The following is a 19,972-nucleotide window of genomic DNA, read 5'->3' on the forward strand; positions in this document are numbered from 1 at the left end:
TGCGGCCGATGCACGATGTGAGAGAGAGCCGACCGTGACCTCGTCAACACCTTCCGCACCGTCCACCCCGCCTGCGGTGAACCCCGACGACCGCGCCGCCCTTGCGCGCCTGGTCGCCGAGTTGTCGGTGGTGCACGGACGGGTGACGCTGTCGTCGGGCCGCGAAGCCGATTACTACGTCGACCTGCGCCGGGCCACACTGCATCACGAGGCCTCCCCGCTGATCGGTCGCCTCATGCGTGAGCTCACGTTCGACTGGGCCTACACCTCTGTCGGCGGTCTCACCCTGGGCGCCGACCCGGTGGCCACCGCGATCATGCACGCACCCGGCCGGCCCATCGACGCCTTCGTGGTGCGCAAGGCGGCGAAGGCGCACGGCATGCAGCGCCGTGTGGAGGGTCCCGACATCGCCGGCAAGACCGTGCTCATCGTCGAGGACACCAGTACCACCGGCGGGTCACCGTCGACCGCGGTCGAGGCGGCACGCGAGGCCGGCGCCACCGTGGTGGGGGTGGCCACCGTGGTGGACCGGGCCACCGGCGCCGACGAGGTCATCGGCAAACTCGGCGTCCCCTACCGCTCGCTGCTCGGGCTCGCCGACATCGGGCTCGCCTGAGCCGTGACGATCGACGGCCCGGAGGACTCCGGTCCCGGCCCGACGGAATGGCAGGCCGGTCCGGCGGTCGGAGTGGGGCCGTGGGCCGACGACCACGACGGTCCGCCGCCGGACGATCCGCGCTACGACCCGACGCTGCTCGCCGAGGGTGACACCCGCAACGTGGTGGACGCCTACCGGTACTGGACGCGTGAGGCGATCGTCGCCGACATCGATGCCCGCCGGCATCCGTTTCACGTCGCCATCGAGAACTTCGCGCACGACGCCAACATCGGCACCGTGGTGCGCACGGCCAATGCGTTCGCGGCCGCCGCGGTACACATTGTGGGACGGCGTCGATGGAATCGCCGCGGCGCCATGGTGACCGACCGCTATCAGCATCTCGAACACCACGAGGACGTGGACGCGTTGATCGCTTGGGCGAGGGACCGGGGACTGGCGGTGGTGGCCGTCGACAACACCCCGGGCGCACAGCGCCTCGAGTCCGCCGACCTGCCGCGTGCCTGTGTGCTGCTTTTCGGTCAGGAAGGCCCCGGCGTGAGCGCCGATGCCCAGGCCCGTGCCGACCTGACCGTGTCGATCGCACAATTCGGGTCCACTCGCAGCATCAACGCCGGGGTGGCGGCGGGCATCGCCATGCATGCGTGGATTCGGCAGCATGCCGATCTCGGCGCAGCCTGGTAGGTGCGACAACGAGTCCTAGGACCCTGGCATATGCGTCACCAGCGGCGAAACGTCGAAGATGAACACGTCGGAACAGGGGAGAGGGTGATATCTGTGGTCACGCGCTGTGAGAGCTGCGGCCTACCGGTGCACTCGTACAGGTACTGCGCGTATTGCACCGACGCCAACGGCGACCTGATGGACTTCGACGACCGGCTGACATCGATGACGGAGGAATGGCAGGCCGAGCACGGCCACCTCACCGTGGAGGACGCTCGGCAGGCCGCCCGGGAGTACATGGCCTCGATGCCGGCCTGGCGCAACCATCCGCGGGTCGTGGGAGTGCGCCGTCAGCCCTCCTCGGATCAGGCCTGATCGGTCGACGTCGGTGGTTCGGTGGTCGCCGGTGAGACGGCCACGTCGCACAACCACGTCAGACGGCGGTCATAGCCAGCGCGGAGCGGCGAGATCGGTGACCGAGTTCGCTCGCCCGGCCATCCATGCCACGACGTCGGCCAATGAACCCTCGACAATGCTGCGGGTGCCTGCGACGTCGGGGTCCAGCTCAATCGTCGCGTCCGGCGTGACCAGTCGGATCTCGCCACCCGTGCCGGACCGTCGCCATGCGCTCACGATGTCGGAACGCAGATCGAGCAGGACCGGCTCACCGAAATCGGCGAAGCTGACACCGTTGTCGAGGTCGACCGAGTGAATCCAGACCTCGCGGCTGCGCATCCAGATCACCTCCGATACAGGGACTGTGCGGCCCTGGGCAGTACGCACCTGGGCATTCCACCGGTCTGCGGGCAACGACCGCCACGCCTCATCGAGCCGGGCCGCCGTGTGATCGACCAAACTGCGTAGCGCCTGCGCCGGTAACGTCGAACCGTTCTCGATCTCACTGTTGCGCTGCTCTGCAGAGGAATACATGGGTGATTCGGTGCCTGAGGCCGCCCACGACATCAGATTGCACAGTGCCGCAGCGTTGTAGCCGACGTGTGCCACCAGGTGAGCGCGCGACCACTCCGCCAGAAGGGACGGTTCGCGGAGTTCGTCGTCGGTCAGTCTGGCCAGGTTCTGCACGAATACGCCGGTGCCCTTGCGCGCCAACGACATCTGTTCGTCGCGAGAGAGCTGGTGAAATCCGGTGTCGGCGGCGCACATCGTGCCCACGCTACTTGACAACGGTCTTGTTCCGAACAGAGCCCAGACCGCCGATGGTGACTTCGACGATCTGACCGTCACCGATGTAGCGGGCGGGTGTGCGGGCATGACCGACACCACCGGTGGTACCGGTGATCACCACGTCGCCGGGATGCAGGGTGACGATGTGCGAGATGTACTCGACGAGTTGGGCCGGCGTGAACACGAGGTCGTCGGTGGACGATTCCTGCATCACCTCGCCGTCCAGCCGGGTTTCGATGCGGCTGCCGAGTTGGTAGTCGGTGTCGAGCCAGGGGCCGAATCCGCTGGTCTTCTCGAAGTTCTTGCCCTGATCCCATTGCAGCGTGCGGTACTGATAGTCGCGCATGGTGTAGTCGTTGATCACCGAATAGCCCGCTATGTGGTCGGCGGCCGTCGCGGCGTCCACCTGATAGGCCTCTGCGCCGATGACGAACGCCAGTTCGGCTTCCCAATCAAGCTGTCCGGCAGCATATTCCGGAACGATCACGTCGTCGTACGGACCGGTGAGCGCGTCGGCGACCTTCAGGAACAGGGTGGGGAATTCCGGCAGCTCGCGTCCCATTTCCTTGATGTGCGACGCGTAGTTGAGTCCGACGCAGAACATCTTGCCGGGCGCGGGGACCACCGGGGCATAGTCGAGATCGTCGACGGCGATCACGTCGCCCGCGGCTGATTCGGCGATCTCGCGCCAATCAGTCTGGGCGAGAAGAGTGCCGACGTCTGAGTAGCCGTCGATCACGGTGGCGGCGGTGTCGTCGACGCGTGCGGCTACGGTGCGGCCGGCGAGGCGGATGGTGGAAATTCTCATGTTTCAGGCTCCCTGGATTCGTTGGACGTGAGTGCGGTCGAAGTGCAGACGCTCCATGATCGGGGCGTCGGAGAAGGTGAACAGATCGATTCCGGAGTCGGACGCCACCGACCACGGCACCCACGACGGGATGACGACGAGGTCGCCGGTGGCCAAAGCCGAGGTCTCGTCGCCGAGCCGGATCTCACCGGCGCCGTCGAAGACCTGGAAGACGGTGGAACCGACGTCGCGGCGGACGGTGGTCTCGGTGCCCGCACGCAGGCGGTGGAACTCGGCTCGGACGGTGGGCATCACGTCGCCACCGGTGGTCGGGTTGGTGTAGCGCACCGCGGCGTGACCCGGCTCGACTGTCGATGCGAAGCCCTCGGACTCCAGTGAGAGTTGTTCGCGAAGTGCGGCATCGGTGTATTCCCACCGGTAGCAGGCGATCGGCGAGCTGGTCTTGGCGTCGATCCCGACCAGTGGACGAAGACCCGGGTGAGCCCAGAGACGTTCGGAGCGCGAGATGTTGGGCGTCGATAGGTCGGTGACACCGTCGGATCCGTATTCGAAGAAGCCGGTGTCGGCGTAGAAGCTGAACGGGATGTCGAGGCCGTCGATCCATGCCATCGGCTGATCGGTCTCGTTGTGATGTCCGTGGAAGTTCCAGCCGGGGGTCAGCAGGAAGTCTCCGCGGCGCATGGCCACCGGATCGCCGTTGACGACCGTCCACACGCCCTCACCCTCGACCACAAAACGAAAGGCGTTCTGGCTGTGGCGATGCTCGGGCGCGGTCTCGCGCGGACCGAGGTACTGGATGGCGGCCCACAGTGTGGGGCTGACGTAGGGCCGACCGCCGAGTCCGGGATTGGCCAGCGCGATGGCGCGACGTTCGCCGCCGCGACCCACCGGCACGAGGTCGCCGGCCTGTTGGGCGAGCGGCAGCAGGTCGGACCACCGCCACACGAAAGGCACGGCCTGCGGATTCGGCGACATGGGCATGAGGTCGCCGATCTGGGTCCACAACGGCGTGAGGTGGTTGGCCTCGAATGCTGCGTACATGGCGTCGAGTGCCGCGTCATCGTCGCCGGTGGACTCGGTCGTCGCCGGAGTGATGGTGCTCGTCATCGCTTTCTCCCTGTGCTGTGTGATGAATCACTGTCGTCGACGCTAGAACCGGGGCCGTCGATATCACGACAAGTTTCTGCACAGCGGAAAAGTTCAGGGCTCGATGTCGGCGACGTCGATCTCGATCTCGCGAACGCACCGCCGGATGTGGCCGATGATGTGACCGCGGGCGTGTTGTTCGTATCGGTTGACCGGAACCGCCACGGTCACCGCGCCCAGGTCGAGTCGCCGTCCGTTGTGGATGACCACGCCGAATGCGCACACCCCGTCCTCGGACAGTTCGACGTTGAGCCCCACGCCGGCCTCCCGGACGCGGGTCAACTCGTCGCGGAACCGGGCGAACTCGTCGGCTGTCAGGCGCGGATCGGAATCGTCTGCGACCTCGGATGCTTCATTCGGCTCCAGATCATTTGGCCTCAGATAGAGCTGAGCGAGTGTGGTCTCGTCGAGGTCGGCGAGCAGTGCGCGACCCCCCGCCGTCCGATGGGCGTCGAGAACCTGACCCTGGCGGTCGCCGACACGCAGCATGCTCGACGATTCCGACGTGTAGAGAAATCGGGCCTGGGTGCCCACGCGGATGACCAGGTTGGTGGTCTCGCCGGTGAGCGCGGCCAGCGCGTCGATATGCGGTCGCGCGCGGTCGGTGAGATCACGGGTCCATCCGTGGCGCGCCGGACCTGCGCCCATCGCGGGACCCGGGTGATAGACCCGATGCTCGTCCTGGACGGCGAAACCCCGATAGACCAGCATTGCGAGCAGTCGGTGCGCGGTGGAATTGGCGACACCGAGTTCGTGCGCGGCGTCGGAGAGGCGCAAGGTGCCGCCGTCGCGGAGCAACTCGAGCAGGCGCAGTGCGTTGTCGACCGAGGCGATGGTGTACGACGGACGCTCGATCCTTCTTTTCTGCACAGAAGAACTATATTGGTAACCCTGTGTGGTGGCCATCACTCTTGCGTTCATGACTGATTCACAACACACAATCGGCGGAGCGCAGGGCGCGCTGCACCGTCATGGGCTCACGGATCGCCGCGCGGCGATCACGGTCGTCATCTGCTGGCTCTTCGTGGTCTTCGACGGATACGACCTCATCGTCTACGGCAACGTCATCGGCAGCCTGCAGAAGGAATGGGGCATCAGCGCCTCCACCGCCGGCACCCTCGGTAGCCTTGCCTTCCTCGGAATGATGGTCGGCGCGATACTGGCCGGACGACTCTCTGATCACGTCGGTAGGCGTCGCGCCATCATCGGTTGCGCGGTCGTGCTCTCGGTCTTCACCGCGGCCTGCGCATTCGCCACGGGCCCGACGACCTTCGGTATCCTGCGATTCCTGGCGGGACTCGGCTTGGGTGGACTGGTTCCGACGTCGAATGCGCTTGCCGCCGAACTTGTTCCGGACAAATGGCGGGCACCGGTCGCGACGATGATGATGTCGGGTGTCCCGCTGGGCGGGTCGGCCGCGGCACTGATCGGCATCGGCGTGATCCCGCAGTGGGGCTGGCGGCCGATGTTCCTGTTCGCGCTGGTGCCGTTGGCTGTGCTGGTCCCGTTGGCGCTCAGGTTCTTTCCCGATGCGCGGGTGGTGGCCGCCACATCGACGTCGGCGGGATTCCGGGTGTTGCTCGGCAGCCGGTATCGGGTGGTCAGCATCTTGTTCGCGCTGGCAACCGTCTTCACACTGTTGGCCTGGTACGGGCTGGGGACGTGGTTACCCAAACTGATGCAGTCCACCGGCGCCAACCTCGGCAGCGCTTTGACCTTCGCCCTCGCACTCAACCTGGGCGCCGTCGCCGGATCGGTGATCACGGCGTTCGCCGGCGCCCGTTACGGCGCGATCCGGACCGCGATCATCGCCGCACTCATTGCCGGTGGCGCCCTTCTGTTCCTGTTGGCGTCGCCCACGGTTGGCGTCACCTACCTGATCTTCGTACTCGCCGGAGTCGGTACCCACGGCACACAATGCCTGATCATCGCAGCTGTTGCGTCGAGTTACCCGAGCCACCTGCGCGGTACCGCGCTCGGCTGGGCGCTGGGCGTCGGGCGCATCGGCGCGGTGGCCGCGCCCCAGCTGGGTGGCTGGCTGATCGCCGCCGGACTGGGCGCGTCGTCGAACTTCGTGATGTTCGCCCTGAGTGCGCTGATCGCGGCCGGTTTCCTCGTGGGGGTCGCCAAGGTGATGCGCCCGAGCACGGTCGCCGAACCCTTGCTGGCTGCGGCCTGAGCATCGAATCAACCTCATCAACAACACGTTTCACCACGATCGGAGAATCATCATGGCACTGTCGAACTCACGGATACTCGTCGCAGGTGGCGGTATCGGAGGTGCGGCCGCAGCACTGGCGCTGGCGCGAAAAGGAGCGTCGGTCACGCTCTATGAACGGGCATCGGAATTCGGAGAGGTCGGCGCCGGCCTACAGATCGGCCCGCACGGTGCCCGCATACTGGCGTCGTGGGGGATACTCGACGATGCGCTCGCCCGCGGCGTGGTGCCCGGAAACCTCGTTTTCCGCGACGCCATCACCACTGAGGAGTTGACCCGCGTCGATCTCGGCAGAGACTTTCAAGCCCGCTACGGCGGACCGTATTTCGTCATCCATCGCAGCGACCTACATGCGTTGCTGATCGAGGCGGCGCGGGCGGCGGGAGCCGAATTGCTCACCGGACAGACCGTCGAGGACGTGATCAGCACCGGCGATGGCGCCGAACTCATCACCGCTGACGGCATGGTGCACGCCTGCGACGTCGTGCTGGCCATGGACGGCATCAAATCCCGGTTGCGCACCAAGCTTTCCGACGACGAGCCGGTAGCGTCGGGTTATGTGGCCTACCGGGGCACATTCCCCATCTCCGAAGTGCCCGACGCTGCGGCGATCACCGATGTGGTCGGCTACATCGGACCGCGCTGCCACTTCATCCAGTACCCGCTGCGCGGTGGGGCGATGCTCAACCAGGTGGCCGTCTTCGAATCGCCCGGCTACCTCGCGGGTCACGAGAATTGGGGTGGCCCAGAAGAACTCGCACATGCCTACGATCACTGCCACGCAACCGTACGGACCGCTACCGACCATCTGTGGCGCGACCGCTGGTGGCCGATGTATGACCGCAATCCCATCGACAACTGGGTCGACGGTCGGATGATCCTGCTCGGCGACGCCGCCCACCCGCCGCTGCAATACCTGGCGTCGGGTGCGGTGATGGCCATCGAGGACGCAAAGTGCATCGCCGACTACGCCGAAGCCGAACTCGCCGTCGGTGGTCGGGATGCCTGGGATCGGACGTTGGCCGCGGTCAATGCCGAACGCGCACCGCGCTGCAACCGCATCCTCACCACCGGGCGGATGTGGGGTGAACTCTGGCATCTCGACGGTGCCGGACGGATCGTGCGCAACGAACTATTCAAGACGCGCGACACGTCGAGCTACAAGTACACCGATTGGCTGTGGGGCTACTCGAGTGAGCGTGCCCCGGTCGCTGCGCTGGCCGGATGACGTGACCCCCAGACGCCTGGGGTCAGGCGGCGGTGTCGGGAGCGGCGCGCTTGGCGGCGCGTCGCCGGCGATACCACTCGGCGAACATCGGGGCCACCGAGAGCACCACGATGAGGATGAAGATCGGTTCGATGAGTTTCTGCACGATCTCGAAGCCGCCCAGCCAGTATCCGAGCAGCGTGACGCCGACTCCCCAGACGATCGCGCCGGCCACGTTGTAGATGGCGAAGACCACCCAGTTCATGCGGGCGGCGCCGGCCACGATGGGTGCCAGGGTGCGCACGATGGGCACGAACCGGGCCAGGAAGATGGTGATCGGACCGTGGCGGTCGAAGAATTCGTGTGCCTCGGTGAGGTAGCGCTGTTTGAGGAAGCGGGCGTCGGGGCGGAACATCTCGGTGCCGACGAACCGGCCGATCCAGTATCCGATCTGGCCGCCGATGATCGCGGCGATCGGGATGAAGACGAGGAGTTGCCACAGCGAGGCGAACTTGTCGATACCGTCCTTGCCCCCGGCGGCCACCACCATGCCGGCCACGAACAGCAGCGAGTCGCCGGGCAACACCGGGAACAACACGCCCGACTCGATCAGGATCACCAGCAGCAGGCCCCAGAACGCCCAGGCGCCGAACCAGCTGAGGACGTTGATGGGGTCGAGGATGCCCGGCAGGGCCACGGTGGTGGTGCTTTGGGCGAGCACGGAGCTGATCACGGGTCACCAGGCTACGCGTGCAGGCGCCCCGGCAGCCATGCGGTGGCTGTGAGAACGCTGAGGCCGCGGACGGCGATCAGGCGACGGGCTCTTCGCTGACGGGTTCTTCGGTGACGGGGCGGCGCGACCGGAGGAACCGTTTGACCACCTCGGAAATGATCGGCAGCACCGAGACGAAGACGATGAGCAAGAAGATGTAGTCGACGTTGTCGCGGATGAAGTCGATCTGCCCGAGGAAGAAGCCGAGAAGGGTGACCCCGGCTCCCCACACGACGGCCCCGACCACGTTGTAGACGACGAACACCGAGTAGCGCATGTTGGCGGCACCGGCGACCAACGGCGCGTAGGTGCGCACGATGGGCACGAATCGCGCCAGGAAGATGGTGATGGGGCCGTGTTTCTCGAAGAACTCGTGGGCTTCGACGATGTAGCGCTCCTTGAGTACCTTCGCGTCCGGCCTGAACAGTGAATATCCCGCCCGTTTACCGATCCAGTACCCCACCTGGTCGCCGAGGAACGCGGCGATGGGAATGGTCACGAGCAGCACCCACAGCGGTGCGAACGGTTCGATCTCGGCCGACTTCGCCGCCACGATCAGGCCCGCGGTGAACAGCAGTGAATCACCGGGGAGCAGCGGGAACAGCAGACCGGATTCGATGAACACCACCAGCAGCAGGCCCGCCAGAATCCACGTGCCGAAGGAGTTCAGCAGGTTGACCGGGTCGAGGAATCCGGGCAGCAACGCGAGGTTTGTCGTATTTGCGGCGATCGCGAAGTCTGTCACGGGGACCCAGGATAGCGGTAGTGCCTGATTGCTTCCTGTGACGACAGGCCGAAGTGGGGACGCCGTGTGGTGGGCAGGCGTGGGCGGCACTTGCCATACTGAGGAGGAGTGAGCGGCTCGCAGAGGGCCGACCCTTTACCGGTTGGAGGACTGAAGTGCCCATAGCAACCCCTGAGAAGTACGCCGAGATGTTCGAGAAGGCGAAAGCGGGGGGCTATGCATTCCCCGCGATCAACTGCACCTCGTCGTCGACGATCAACGCCGCGATCAAAGGTTTCGCCGACGCCGGCAGTGACGGCATCATCCAGTTCTCCACCGGCGGTGCCGAATTCGGATCCGGCCTGGGCGTGAAGGACATGGTGACCGGTGCCGTCGCGTTGGCCGAGTTCGCCCATGTGGTGGCCGCCAAGTACGACGTCACCATCGCGCTGCACACCGACCACTGCCCCAAGGACAAGCTCGACACCTACGTACGCCCGCTGATCGCGGTCAGCCAGGAACGCGTCGACGCCGGCAAGGACCCGCTGTTCCAGTCGCACATGTGGGACGGCAGCGCCGTACCGATCGACGAGAACCTCGAGATCGCCAAGGACCTGCTCGCGAAGACCGCGGCCGCCAAGATCATCCTGGAGATCGAGATCGGCGTGGTCGGCGGTGAAGAGGACGGCGTCGAGGCCGAGATCGACGACAAGCTGTTCACCACCCCCGAGGATTTCGAGAAGACCCTTGATGCGCTCGGTATCGGCGACAAGGGCATCTACCTGCTGGCCGCGACGTTCGGCAACGTCCACGGCGTCTACAAGCCGGGCAACGTGAAGCTGCGCCCGGACGTGCTCAACACCGGCCAGGAGGTGGCGGTGAAGAAGCTCGGACTCCCCGAGGGTTCCAAGCCGTTCAACTTCGTCTTCCACGGCGGGTCGGGCTCGCTCAAGAGCGAGATCGAGGAGGCGCTGAGCTACGGCGTGGTGAAGATGAACGTCGACACCGACACCCAGTACGCCTACACCCGACCGGTGGCCGGGCACATGTTCTCCAACTACGACGGTGTGCTGAAGATCGACGGTGACGTGGGCAACAAGAAGGCCTACGACCCGCGTGTGTGGTCGAAGAAGGCCGAGGCGAACATGAGCGAACGCGTCGTCGAGGCGTGCACCGACCTCAAGTCGGTGGGCAAGTCGATCAGCGCCTGATTCGTTCCGGCCGGCCGGGTGGATGCCCGGCCGGCCGCGCGCGGGTTTTTGGGGCTCAGAGTGTGAGCAGACCCAGCAGCACGATGAGCGCGAGGGCGATCATCGCCGCGGCGGCGACCATGACCGCCGGGTCGATGCGGTGCCGTTGTGATTTCGACGCCGGTCGTGCGCGACGCGCGGAGTGCGCGGCCGGTGTGCTGACGTCCGCGGGCGTGGCGGCGCGAGGCGCTCGTTCGGGCACGAAGTACCCCTCGTGATGCGCTGGATTCGGCCGTGCCCGTCGGGGGTGCGCGTGAGCGATCTGAGTGGGGGGAGCCTGGGGATGGGGAATGTGGGCGTCGAGGGGTTGGGTCGGCGCCGTCGCGGCGTCGTCGCCGATCACCCAGCCGCCCGGCCGTGCTCCGGCGCGTGGCTCGTATCCGTATCCGCCCATGCTGTCGCCCGACCCCGACCCGCGCGTCACTGCGGCGTGCAGACCTTCCAGCTGTCGCCGACCTTCTGCAGGTTGATGGTCACCGTCTGCGCGTTGTCGGGTTTGCTGGTCTGATAGGCGACCACCTCGACCACCGCACGTGAGCCGTCGTCGGTCACCTTGGCCGCCTTGACGTCGCCGGTGCGGACGAGTTCGTTGCGTGCCTTCTGCGACGCGTAGATCTTCTGGAAATCGGCGTCGTTGACATTGGTGTAGAACTGGTTCTCCTGCCCGCACGTGATGGAACGCAGGGTGGACAGATCGCCTGTGTACAGGGCCGAGGAGAACTCCTGGGCGGCGCTTGCCGCCTGGTCGGCGGGTGCCTCCGGGCGAGCGTTCAGATAGGCCCATACGCCGCCGACCACAGCCGCCACCACCACGATCAGCGCGCCGACCGCGGCCAGGATCTTCTTGCCACGTCCGCCACCGGCCGTCTTCGTGGTGGTGCCCGTGGCCGACGGGATGACCTGTGGTTTGTGCGGCGTGGTGGACCAGCCCTGGGTGGCCGCGCGGCCCGGCGCTGCGGTTTCAGGTGCTCCGGTCTCTGGTGCCGCGGCAGCGATGGCCTCGGTGGGGGCCTCCGACGCGTCAGCGGATTCCGCGGTGGGCTCGTCGGTGGTGGGCTCGTCGGTGACGGCCTCGTCGGTGGTGGACTCGTCGGCGGTGGACTCGGAGGTGACGGCCTCGTCGGCGGTGACTGCCTCGTCGGCGGCAGCGACTGTCTCGGTTTCGGGCGCCTCGTCCTCGACGGTCTCGGTTTCGGGCGCCTCGCCTGGCTCGCTCTCGTCGACAGGTGCGTCCTCGTGCGTTCCCGTCTCGTCGGCCGCTGTCTCGTCGGCCGCTGTCTCGTCGGCCGCTGTCTCGTCGACGGCTGCCTCGTCGGTCGCTTGCTCCTCGGGCTCCGCCTCGGCAGATTCCGCCCCGTCGGATTCCGCCTCCGCAGGTTCCGCCCCGTCGGATTCCGCCTCGTCGGATTCCGCTACGTCACCAGGTGCTTCGGTCTCTGCCGCCTCGTCGGATTCGCTGGTGGCGGTATCGGTTTCGCCGTTGTCCGCACCCTCGTCGGACTCGGTGTCGGGTTGGGCTGTCCCAGCCGGCGCGGCCGCTACCTCTTCGTCCCTGGCTTCTTCGTCCCCAGCCTGCTCGTCCCCGGCCTGCCCATCCCCGGCCTGCTCGTCGACAACCTGCTCATCCGCGGTGTGGTCATCGTCGGCCAGTGCGGCTCCGGCGACCGCGGCCCCTGCCACCGCCGCTCCCGCCACCGCCGCTCCGGCGACCGCCGCCGACCCGCCGGTCTCGTCGTCGGTCTCCGAGTCGGTGACTTCTGTCTCGTCGACTTCTGTCTCGTCGGCCTCGGGTGCTTCCTCGCCGGTCTCGGTGGTTTCCTCGGTGGTTTCTGCCTGAGTGTCCGGTGTCTCGGCCGCCTCGGCGGGTTCTTCTTCCTCAGGGGCCTCGCCGTCGGCGCTGCCACTGTCGGTTTCGGTGCCGCCCGTGATGTCGACCTCGTCGAGATCGGGCATGTCGGAGGTGTCGGGGAGGTCCGAGCGCGGAATCACCGTGGTCTCTTCGGAACTCGGCGACGCCGTGCCCGACACCCGCGGACCGGCGGCGTGCGCGTCGTCCTGCTCGGGGGCCTCGGCTTCCTCGTCGGTCCGGGCTGCGTCCCGGGAGCCTGCGATCGGATCGATGTTGTCGAGGTCGTCCAACTCGCCGACATCGGGCAGTTCGTCGCGACGGATCACCTTTGTCGCGGAGTCGATGCCTCGGCCTCCCCGGGGCGTGGGTGCCTTCGGGGTGCCGGCGGAACCGTCGCCTGTCGGGGCTTCCACGATGGTGCCCTCGGCGCCGCGCTCATCCACCTGCGAGTCATCCTCCACGGACTGTCCGTCTCCCCCTGCGCGCACGCTGTCGGTCGTAATGGCCCCGGCTTCGGTCGAGCCGGTCCCCGTCGAACTCGTTTCCGCCGAACTGTCATCCACCGATGTGTTCGGCCCGCCGTCCGCGGCCGGGATCGGCGCCGTCGGCGGCGTGCTGAACGGCGTCGTCGGAGTGTCGCCCCCCGAGCCGGTGCTCTGCCCGTTAGGCTGCGGTGGCTTCACCGGTCGCGGCGACGGCGCTGCGGGCGCGGGACGGCGTGCGCTGCTCGTCTCCTCCCGACGTTCGGCGGCGAACTTCCGCAGACGCGAAAAGGCCTTGGTGACGGCCGACTTTCCGTCGCCGGACTGAGGCATCGCCGATCACCCGCTCTCGTAAGACGTCGTGGAATGTCGCGACGTCCCGGCAGGGCAGCGTCGCGATCGAGTGCGCCATTCACCCTAGCGAACCAAGTGTGGGGGCAGCACCCGAGCAGACTACCCGCCGCGGCGCGCGCACGGGAACCGGCCGTGACGTCATCGGCGCAGCCGCAAGCGCGGTCAACCGATGCCTGCGCGTCACGGTCGATGCTTGAATGGAGCGATGACTTCTTTCGGTGATCTCCTCGGCCCGCAACCGGTTCTGCTGACCGGCGACGACGACGCCGAGTCGGACCTGCTCAACGGTGCGGTGCCCGCGCAGGTGGCCGCCGCCCACCCGACCGCCTCGATCGCGTGGGCGTACCTCGCGGAGGGCGCCCTGGACGGGGCGGGCTCCGCCGATACCGGCGGCGTCCATGTCGGTCGGGTGATCGAGGCGTACTCGTATGCGCGGACCGGCTACCACCGGGGCCTGGACCAGTTGCGCCGACACGGCTGGAAGGGATTCGGGCCGGTCCCGTGGAGTCACGAACCCAACCGCGGATTCCTGCGCTGCGTCGGTGCACTCGCACGTGCCGCGAACGCCATCGGCGAGGAGGACGAGTACCTGCGCTGTCTCGACCTGCTGAACGACAGCGACCCGACCGCGGCGGCGGAGCTCGGGCTGGTGTGAGCAACCGGCTGCGTTCGGCGGCGAGCCGGCGGGTGAACTCGCTGCCGCCCCCGCTGCGGACGCGGGTGCGGCGGCTGTATCTCTCGCTGGTCCCCATCGTGCAGTGCTCGCTGGCCGCGGGTTCGGCGTGGTGGATCGCCACCGAGGTCTTCGGCCACAAGCAACCGTTCTTCGCGCCGATCGCTGCCGTGATCTCGCTCGGACTGTCGCTGTCCCAGCGGTGGCGGCGGGCGGTGGAACTGGTGGGTGGCGTCACCATCGGTATCGCGGTCGGCGATCTGCTGGTCTCCCAGATCGGCACCGGCACGTGGCAGATCGTGGTGGTGGTCGCGATGGCCATGGTGGTGGCGGTGTTCCTCGACGACGGCCCGCTGATCCCGATGCAGGCGGCGTCGTCGGCGGTTCTGGTGGCGACGCTGCTCCCCCCGGGCGGGGTGGCCGGCTATCACCGCGCCATCGATGCGCTGATCGGCGGGGTGATCGGACTCGTGGTGGGCGCGCTCCTTCCGGTCAACCCGGCTTCGCGGGGCCGCCGCGACGCCGCGGGTGTCCTCGCGACCATCCGGGACGCGGCCCGCGACCTGGCCGACGGTCTGCGCGAGGGCGACGAGGAGACGGTGCTGCGGGCACTGGAAACCGCCCGGGGAACCCAGGCCGCGATCAACACGATGCGCTCGGACATGCGTGGTGGTCGCGAGATCAGCAACATCTCACCGCTGTATTGGCGTCAACGGATGCGGTTGCAGCGGCTCTCGGCCACGGCCGACCCGATCGACAACGCCGTCCGTAATTTCCGGATCGTGGCGCGCCGCGCGCTGGCGATCACCCAGCGCGGAGAGCGTCTGCGCCCGGAGCTGGTGGAGATCATCGACGACCTCGCCGGGGCATTCGAGATCCTCCGCGAGATGATGCTCGCCGATCCCGGCGAGTCCCCGGACCAGGCCGACGCGGCCCGGGTGCTGCGCACTGTTGCCCGTAAGGCCCGCAAGGAACTCGCCGAGCACAGCGACCTCAGCGAGACTGCCTTGCTCGCCGAGACGCGCTCACTGCTCGTCGACCTGCTCATGGTCGCGGGGCTGCGGCGTTCGTCGGCGGTGGCGACGCTGCGCTGAGCGTCATCCTCGAGAGAACGCGTGACGAGTTGGTAGACGCGGCGGCTGTACCGACCGCGTCTACCAACACCGACCGCGTCTACCAACATCGCCCGCGTCTACCAACACTGCCCGTTTGTCGGCATATTAGGCTGACCTAACCCTTGCAATACATGCGATTTTGCGCATAGATTGGCTGTGCCATGGGTAGCTCGCATTCACACACGCACTCGCACACCACGGCGTCGGCATCCAACCGCCGGATCTGGCCGATGGCCGTGGCCGTCGGCATCATCGGCGCCTACTTCGTGGTGGAACTCGGCGTCGGAATCATGGTCAACTCGCTCGCGCTCATCGCCGACGCCGGCCACATGCTCACCGATGTGGTGGCGCTGCTGATGGGTCTGGTGGCGCTGTTGCTGGCCAAGCACGGATCGGCCACCGACGCCCGCAGCTTCGGGTGGCATCGCGCCGAGGTGTTCACCGCCGTCGCCAACGCCGTCCTGCTCATCGGCGTGGCGGCGTTCGTCCTCGTCGAAGCGGTCAAGCGGATCGGCAACGATCCCGAGGTGCCCGGTCTCACGCTCATCGTCGTCGCACTCGTCGGCCTCGCGGTGAACGTCGCCATGATGCTGCTGCTGCGCGCGGACTCCAAGGAATCGATCGCGGTGCGCGGCGCCTACATGGAGGTCCTCGCCGACGCCGTCGGCAGCATCGGGGTGCTGATCGCCGGCGTGGTGACGCTCACCACGGGGTGGGGGTATGCCGACGTGGTGGTGGCCGTGTTGATCGCCCTGTGGGTGGTGCCGCGCGCGTTGCGGCTCGCCCGCGACGCCCTGCGCATCCTCAACCAACAGGCACCCGAGGGTGTGGACATCGAGGCCCTGCGGCGCGATCTCGCCGACATCCCGCTCGTCGACGACGTGCACGACCTCCATGTGTGGACCCTGACCACCGGCATGGACGTGGCCACCGTGCACCTGGGCAGCGCGTGCCCCAACGAGCGGGTACTCCCGCTGGCACGCACGGTGCTCGAGAGTTACGGACTGCGCCACGCCACGATTCAGGTGGATCCGAGCGACGAACAGAGCCGCTGCCGCGACGACCTGACCTGGTGACATGACGCGGCCCCGGGCCGCGCTCTGCCGATCGACGTCGCATGCGTTACCTTTCCTGCTGTGAAACGTCGGGGGTTTCTCAGCGCGCTGGCCGCCGGTACCGTCGTCGCAGTCGCCGGATGCAGTGCGGCGCAGGGGGATGCGTCCGCGCCGTCGGCATTGCCGTCGAACAATCCGATGTCTCCGCGACCGGCATCAACAGCCCCCACCTCGGGCCTGCTGCCACCGGACGTGCTGCGAAAGATCCCGCGACCGGCGGGCGCGCTCACGTCGCTGCCCGGGACCGGACGCCACATCGCCCTGACCGTCGACGACGGCGCGAACTCCGAGGTGGTGGGCGCCTACATCCGGTTCGCCCGCGACACCGGTGCGCGGTTCACCTTCTTCGTCACCAGCTCGTTCTCGTCGTGGACCGACCACAAGGCGGCACTGCGCCCGCTGGTGGAATCCGGACAGATCGCACTCGGCAATCACACGTTCAGCCACCCGCAACTCACCGCGTTGAGTCCGTCGGGCGTCGCCGAAGAGCTCAACCAGTGTAAAACGTTCCTGCGCAACACCTTCGGGGTCGACGGCACGCCCTTCTACCGGCCGCCCTACGGCTACACCAACGACACCGTCGACGCGGTGGCCGCCGACCTGGGCTACACCAGCCCGACGCTCTGGTACGGATCACTCTCGGATTCGGGACTCATCACCGAGCGCTACCTGCTGACGTGCGCGCGACGCTTCTTCCACCCGCAGACCATCATCATCGGGCACGCCAACCACCCGCCGGTCACCCACGTGTACCCGCAGCTCGTCGAGATCATCAAGCAGCGCCGACTCAACATGGTGACGCTGCACGACTACTTCGTCTGAGCCGAGACCCTCAGCTCAGCTGGTACGCCAGAACATGAACACGTTCCATCCCTGGATGGCCAGCGCCGACGGCACCCCGGAGAGCTCGAACAGCCAGCGGATCAGGTCGAAGAAGGCGGCATTGAGCTGCGGGATGAACAGCAGGGCGAACACGATGAGGAAACCGTACGGCGCGATCTTCGTCGCGCTCTGCCGCACGTCGGGCGCCAGGTACGGCTCGATGGCCCCGTACCCGTCGAAGCCCGGCATGGGGATCAGATTCAGCACAGCGGCGGTGATCTGCAGGAACGCCAGCATCGCCAGCGCCGCCCACAGGTTCACGCCGTCGACGGCGAGCACCAGTCCCGACAGCGGACCCGAGCCGAGCGGAATGTACACCTGCGGGTCGATGATGCGGATGGTCATCAGGATGAGCGCCCCCAGCAGGATGTTCATCGCCGGACCGGCGAGCGAGACAAGCGTGCGTTGCCCGCGGGTCATTCCGCGTTCGTCGAGGTAGACCGCACCGCCCGGAAAACCGATGCCGCCGAGCAGGATGATGAGAATCGGCAGGCCGAGCGAGAGCCCGGGGTGCGTATAGCGCAACGGGTTGAGGGTCAGATAGCCGCGCAACTCGGCCGTGCGGTCGCCGAAACGGAACGCGGTGACGGCGTGCGCGAATTCGTGCAGGCACAGCGACACCAGCCAGCCCGCGATGACCAGCAGCAACGTCCCGGCGATCGACGTCGCGTTGCGTCCCGGGGCCGAACCGAAGCACAGCCATCCACCGAACGCCGTGAGGGCGAGCAGAATCAGGAACGGCAGACCCTGCCCGATCGTCTTGACGATGCCCGAGCCCGACGGTGCGCGTCCCGCGAACGACGCCGTCATGGGCACACCAGCTTCAGATCCACGTGATGACGATAGAACGTGGACCGCTTGACCACCCGTCGGGTCACGATGCCCTCCCGTTCGACCAGTAGGTTGCTGCCGCCGGTCTGCGCCGCGCGGCCGTGATGCCAACGTCCGGGGCGAAGGCGGCGTTCCACCCTCGCCCGCAGACCCGGTTCGGCACGAGTGGGTTCGATCAGCACGCCGCGCACCTCACCGCGGAAGAGGCGGTCGTTGTCGACATAGGTTTCGCCGTGCAGCTGCGCGCCGTCGGCGCCGAGATGGCGGGCGCTGCCCACCAGCACGGTGGCCGCGTCATCGCGGATCAGCGGGAACGATGTGGCGATGCCCTCGACGGCGAGTCGCTCGGCGGCAGCGCCGTGGGGCAGTCCGTAGACACGTGTGGCCGCCGAAGGGTTCGCCGGGGCGTAGGCCACCTCGACGTCGAGCCGCTCGGCGACCATCAACGCGGCGATCACCGCCGCGAGGAATGCGTCCGGGTGCGCCACCGCGTCGTCGACCGCCACCACCACCCGCCGCGTCGCGTCGTCGTCGAGGAGACGACCGATCCGCATGCGCACCGACTTCGGGTCGGGAACAGCGGCGCCGTCGCCGGTGGAGGCGACCGATGCCGAGGTGATGACTGCGGGAGACACGCCGACAGGGTAGCCGTGGCCGACACGCCGATGAGGAACCAGGCGGTCCAGCAAGTAGGGTAGTTGCGTCAAGGCGCGCCAACAAAGGAGTCTCTGCCATGGCCGCGATCGTGCTGATCGGTGCTCAGTGGGGCGACGAGGGCAAGGGCAAGGCGACAGATCTGCTCGGCGGGAAACTGCAGTGGGTGGTCCGCTACCAGGGCGGCAACAACGCCGGTCACACCGTCGTGCTCCCCAACGGTGAGCAGTTCGCGCTGCACCTGATCCCCTCGGGCATCCTCACCCCGGGAGTCCGCAATGTGATCGGCAACGGCGTCGTGGTCGACCCGGGCGTGCTGCTCACCGAACTCGGCGGCCTCGAGGACCGCGACGTCGACACCGCGGGGCTGCTCATCTCGGCCGACGCCCACCTGCTCATGCCGTATCACGTGGCCATCGACAAGGTGACCGAACGCTTCCTGGGTAACAAGAAGATCGGCACGACCGGACGCGGCATCGGCCCCTGCTACCAGGACAAGATCGCCCGCGTCGGGGTGCGGGTGGCCGACGTGCTCGACGAGAAGATCTTCGCGCAGAAGGTGGAGGCCGCCCTCGAACTCAAGAACCAGATCCTGGTGAAGATCTACAACCGCCGCGCGCTCGAGCCCGCGCAGGTGGTCGACGAGGTACTCGCCCAGGCCGAGGGGTTCAAGCACCGCATCGCCGACACCCGTTTGCTGCTCAACGAGGCGCTCGAACGCGGTGAGACCGTGCTGCTCGAAGGGTCGCAGGGCACCCTGCTCGACGTCGACCACGGCACGTATCCCTATGTGACGTCGTCGAATCCGACCGCGGGCGGGGCCGCGGTGGGTGCCGGCATCGGACCCAACAAGATCACCACGGTGCTCGGCATCCTCAAGGCCTACACCACGCGGGTGGGGTCCGGGCCGTTCCCCACCGAGCTGTTCGACGAATGGGGTGCCTACCTCGCCAAGACCGGCGGCGAGGTGGGGGTGACCACCGGGCGTGCGCGACGCTGCGGCTGGTTCGACGCCGTGATCGCCCGATACGCGACACGCGTCAACGGCATCACCGACTACTTCCTCACCAAGCTCGACGTGCTCTCCAGCGTGGAGCGGGTGCCGATCTGCGTGGCCTACGAGGTGGACGGGGAGCGGGTCGACGACATGCCGATGACCCAGACCGGGTTCCATCACGCCACACCGGTGTATGAGTACATGCCGGGCTGGTGGGAGGACATCTCCGGATGCCGCACCTTCGACGAACTCCCGCAGACCGCGCAGGACTACGTGCTGCGCCTCGAGGAACTGTCCGGCGCGCACATCTCGTGCATCGGCGTCGGCCCGGGGCGTGATCAGACGATTGTTCGCCGGGCCATCGTCTGAGGTTTCGACTCGGCGCCACCCATTGCGGAATCAGTTGTGCCGATCGGTCTCGATCGCCGATT

22 protein-coding genes are annotated in these 19,972 nt (G+C 67.3%); 12 read left to right on the forward strand and 10 right to left on the reverse strand.

Annotated elements, in window-relative coordinates:
• Positions 1-34: 34 nt before the first annotated feature.
• The 3 genes from pyrE to ACWDSI_RS09250 all read left to right on the forward strand — a co-directional run bounded on the left by pyrE (position 35) and on the right by ACWDSI_RS09250 (position 1,654).
• Positions 35-616 carry an orotate phosphoribosyltransferase gene (gene pyrE, locus ACWDSI_RS09240; protein WP_449746787.1) on the forward strand — a complete coding sequence of 194 codons (582 nt, stop codon included), beginning with the start codon at positions 35-37 and terminating at the stop codon, positions 614-616.
• 3 nt (positions 617-619) lie between these two features.
• The gene (locus ACWDSI_RS09245; protein WP_449756355.1) at positions 620-1,300 is read left to right on the forward strand and encodes a TrmH family RNA methyltransferase; all 681 of its coding nucleotides are present in this window, start codon (positions 620-622) and stop codon (positions 1,298-1,300) included.
• Between the two features lie 126 nt (positions 1,301-1,426).
• Positions 1,427-1,654: a zinc ribbon domain-containing protein gene (locus ACWDSI_RS09250; RefSeq protein WP_449746789.1), complete on the forward strand. Its 228-nt coding sequence runs from the start codon at positions 1,427-1,429 to the stop codon at positions 1,652-1,654.
• Positions 1,655-1,723: 69 nt separating this feature from the next.
• Here ACWDSI_RS09250 and ACWDSI_RS09255 read toward each other — a convergent pair whose 3' ends face one another.
• The 4 genes from ACWDSI_RS09255 to ACWDSI_RS09270 form a co-directional block, all read right to left on the reverse strand.
• Entirely contained in the window at positions 1,724-2,443 is a 720-nt protein-coding gene (locus ACWDSI_RS09255) for a maleylpyruvate isomerase family mycothiol-dependent enzyme (protein ID WP_449756356.1), read from the reverse strand.
• 10 nt (positions 2,444-2,453) lie between these two features.
• Positions 2,454-3,272 carry a fumarylacetoacetate hydrolase family protein gene (locus ACWDSI_RS09260; RefSeq protein WP_449756357.1) on the reverse strand — a complete coding sequence of 273 codons (819 nt, stop codon included), beginning with the start codon at positions 3,270-3,272 and terminating at the stop codon, positions 2,454-2,456.
• Positions 3,273-3,275: 3 nt separating this feature from the next.
• On the reverse strand, positions 3,276-4,313 hold the full coding sequence (locus ACWDSI_RS09265; RefSeq protein WP_449746995.1) for a cupin domain-containing protein: 1,038 nt from the start codon (positions 4,311-4,313) through the stop codon (positions 3,276-3,278).
• A 159-nt stretch (positions 4,314-4,472) separates the two neighbouring features.
• A complete protein-coding gene (locus ACWDSI_RS09270) occupies positions 4,473-5,324 on the reverse strand; it encodes an IclR family transcriptional regulator (RefSeq protein ID WP_449746996.1) in 852 nt (283 codons plus the stop codon).
• A 13-nt stretch (positions 5,325-5,337) separates the two neighbouring features.
• On the opposite strand from ACWDSI_RS09270, the gene ACWDSI_RS09275 reads away from it, so the two are divergent.
• Positions 5,338-6,597, forward strand: a complete 1,260-nt coding sequence (locus ACWDSI_RS09275; RefSeq protein ID WP_449746791.1) for an MFS transporter — start codon at positions 5,338-5,340, stop codon at positions 6,595-6,597.
• Between the two features lie 49 nt (positions 6,598-6,646).
• Positions 6,647-7,864, forward strand: a complete 1,218-nt coding sequence (locus ACWDSI_RS09280) for an FAD-dependent monooxygenase (protein ID WP_449746997.1) — start codon at positions 6,647-6,649, stop codon at positions 7,862-7,864.
• A gap of 22 nt (positions 7,865-7,886) precedes the next feature.
• On the opposite strand, the gene ACWDSI_RS09285 is transcribed toward ACWDSI_RS09280, so the two are convergent.
• Entirely contained in the window at positions 7,887-8,576 is a 690-nt protein-coding gene (locus ACWDSI_RS09285) for a DedA family protein (RefSeq protein WP_449746792.1), read from the reverse strand.
• 76 nt (positions 8,577-8,652) lie between these two features.
• Positions 8,653-9,360, reverse strand: a complete 708-nt coding sequence (locus tag ACWDSI_RS09290) for a VTT domain-containing protein (protein ID WP_449746793.1) — start codon at positions 9,358-9,360, stop codon at positions 8,653-8,655.
• Positions 9,361-9,515: 155 nt separating this feature from the next.
• Here ACWDSI_RS09290 and fbaA point away from each other — a divergent pair, with 155 nt between their 5' ends.
• Positions 9,516-10,550, forward strand: coding sequence for a class II fructose-bisphosphate aldolase (gene fbaA, locus ACWDSI_RS09295; RefSeq protein WP_449746794.1), 1,035 nt, complete (start codon positions 9,516-9,518; stop codon positions 10,548-10,550).
• A 55-nt stretch (positions 10,551-10,605) separates the two neighbouring features.
• Here the strand turns inward: fbaA and ACWDSI_RS09300 are convergent, their stop codons facing one another.
• Together ACWDSI_RS09300 and ACWDSI_RS09305 are read right to left on the reverse strand one after the other, a co-directional pair.
• Positions 10,606-11,013, reverse strand: a complete 408-nt coding sequence (locus ACWDSI_RS09300) for a hypothetical protein (protein WP_449746795.1) — start codon at positions 11,011-11,013, stop codon at positions 10,606-10,608.
• Positions 11,010-12,899 (reverse strand): Rv0361 family membrane protein, encoded by a 1,890-nt coding sequence (locus ACWDSI_RS09305; protein ID WP_449756358.1) that lies wholly within the window; start codon positions 12,897-12,899, stop codon positions 11,010-11,012. Before ACWDSI_RS09305 ends, ACWDSI_RS09300 begins: the two co-directional genes overlap by 4 nt.
• Positions 12,900-12,939: 40 nt before the next feature.
• On the opposite strand from ACWDSI_RS09305, the gene ACWDSI_RS09310 reads away from it, so the two are divergent.
• From ACWDSI_RS09310 to ACWDSI_RS09330, 5 genes are all read left to right on the forward strand, one after another.
• Positions 12,940-13,248, forward strand: coding sequence for a hypothetical protein (locus ACWDSI_RS09310; RefSeq protein ID WP_449746797.1), 309 nt, complete (start codon positions 12,940-12,942; stop codon positions 13,246-13,248).
• A 231-nt stretch (positions 13,249-13,479) separates the two neighbouring features.
• Positions 13,480-13,929 (forward strand): DUF3151 domain-containing protein, encoded by a 450-nt coding sequence (locus tag ACWDSI_RS09315; protein WP_449746798.1) that lies wholly within the window; start codon positions 13,480-13,482, stop codon positions 13,927-13,929.
• Positions 13,926-15,041: an FUSC family protein gene (locus tag ACWDSI_RS09320; RefSeq protein ID WP_449746799.1), complete on the forward strand. Its 1,116-nt coding sequence runs from the start codon at positions 13,926-13,928 to the stop codon at positions 15,039-15,041. The genes ACWDSI_RS09315 and ACWDSI_RS09320 overlap by 4 nt, the downstream gene beginning before the upstream one ends.
• Before the next feature lie 182 nt (positions 15,042-15,223).
• Entirely contained in the window at positions 15,224-16,138 is a 915-nt protein-coding gene (locus ACWDSI_RS09325; protein ID WP_449746800.1) for a cation diffusion facilitator family transporter, read from the forward strand.
• 60 nt (positions 16,139-16,198) lie between these two features.
• On the forward strand, positions 16,199-16,999 hold the full coding sequence (locus ACWDSI_RS09330; protein WP_449746801.1) for a polysaccharide deacetylase family protein: 801 nt from the start codon (positions 16,199-16,201) through the stop codon (positions 16,997-16,999).
• Positions 17,000-17,014: 15 nt separating this feature from the next.
• On the opposite strand, the gene ACWDSI_RS09335 is transcribed toward ACWDSI_RS09330, so the two are convergent.
• Positions 17,015-17,869, reverse strand: a complete 855-nt coding sequence (locus ACWDSI_RS09335) for a site-2 protease family protein (protein ID WP_449746802.1) — start codon at positions 17,867-17,869, stop codon at positions 17,015-17,017.
• Positions 17,866-18,525 (reverse strand): hypothetical protein, encoded by a 660-nt coding sequence (locus ACWDSI_RS09340; protein WP_449746803.1) that lies wholly within the window; start codon positions 18,523-18,525, stop codon positions 17,866-17,868. Before ACWDSI_RS09340 ends, ACWDSI_RS09335 begins: the two co-directional genes overlap by 4 nt.
• 98 nt (positions 18,526-18,623) lie before the next feature.
• Here ACWDSI_RS09340 and ACWDSI_RS09345 point away from each other — a divergent pair, with 98 nt between their 5' ends.
• The gene (locus ACWDSI_RS09345) at positions 18,624-19,910 is read left to right on the forward strand and encodes an adenylosuccinate synthase (RefSeq protein ID WP_449746804.1); all 1,287 of its coding nucleotides are present in this window, start codon (positions 18,624-18,626) and stop codon (positions 19,908-19,910) included.
• Positions 19,911-19,972: the final 62 nt, after the last annotated feature.

The organism is Gordonia sp. NPDC003429 (genome assembly GCF_053588575.1).

What these genes read in the sequence shown, in the direction of transcription:
- ACWDSI_RS09310 (WP_449746797.1), top strand. Translation starts at nt 12,940, where the DNA reads ATGGCCCCGGCTTCGGTCGAGCCGGTCCCCGTCGAACTCGTTTCCGCC.
- ACWDSI_RS09335 (WP_449746802.1), bottom strand. Translation starts at nt 17,869, where the DNA reads ATGACGGCGTCGTTCGCGGGACGCGCACCGTCGGGCTCGGGCATCGTC.
- ACWDSI_RS09315 (WP_449746798.1), top strand. Translation starts at nt 13,480, where the DNA reads ATGACTTCTTTCGGTGATCTCCTCGGCCCGCAACCGGTTCTGCTGACC.
- ACWDSI_RS09325 (WP_449746800.1), top strand. Translation starts at nt 15,224, where the DNA reads ATGGGTAGCTCGCATTCACACACGCACTCGCACACCACGGCGTCGGCA.
- ACWDSI_RS09270 (WP_449746996.1), bottom strand. Translation starts at nt 5,324, where the DNA reads ATGGCCACCACACAGGGTTACCAATATAGTTCTTCTGTGCAGAAAAGA.
- ACWDSI_RS09275 (WP_449746791.1), top strand. Translation starts at nt 5,338, where the DNA reads ATGACTGATTCACAACACACAATCGGCGGAGCGCAGGGCGCGCTGCAC.
- ACWDSI_RS09260 (WP_449756357.1), bottom strand. Translation starts at nt 3,272, where the DNA reads ATGAGAATTTCCACCATCCGCCTCGCCGGCCGCACCGTAGCCGCACGC.
- ACWDSI_RS09345 (WP_449746804.1), top strand. Translation starts at nt 18,624, where the DNA reads ATGGCCGCGATCGTGCTGATCGGTGCTCAGTGGGGCGACGAGGGCAAG.
- ACWDSI_RS09255 (WP_449756356.1), bottom strand. Translation starts at nt 2,443, where the DNA reads ATGTGCGCCGCCGACACCGGATTTCACCAGCTCTCTCGCGACGAACAG.
- ACWDSI_RS09265 (WP_449746995.1), bottom strand. Translation starts at nt 4,313, where the DNA reads ATGTACGCAGCATTCGAGGCCAACCACCTCACGCCGTTGTGGACCCAG.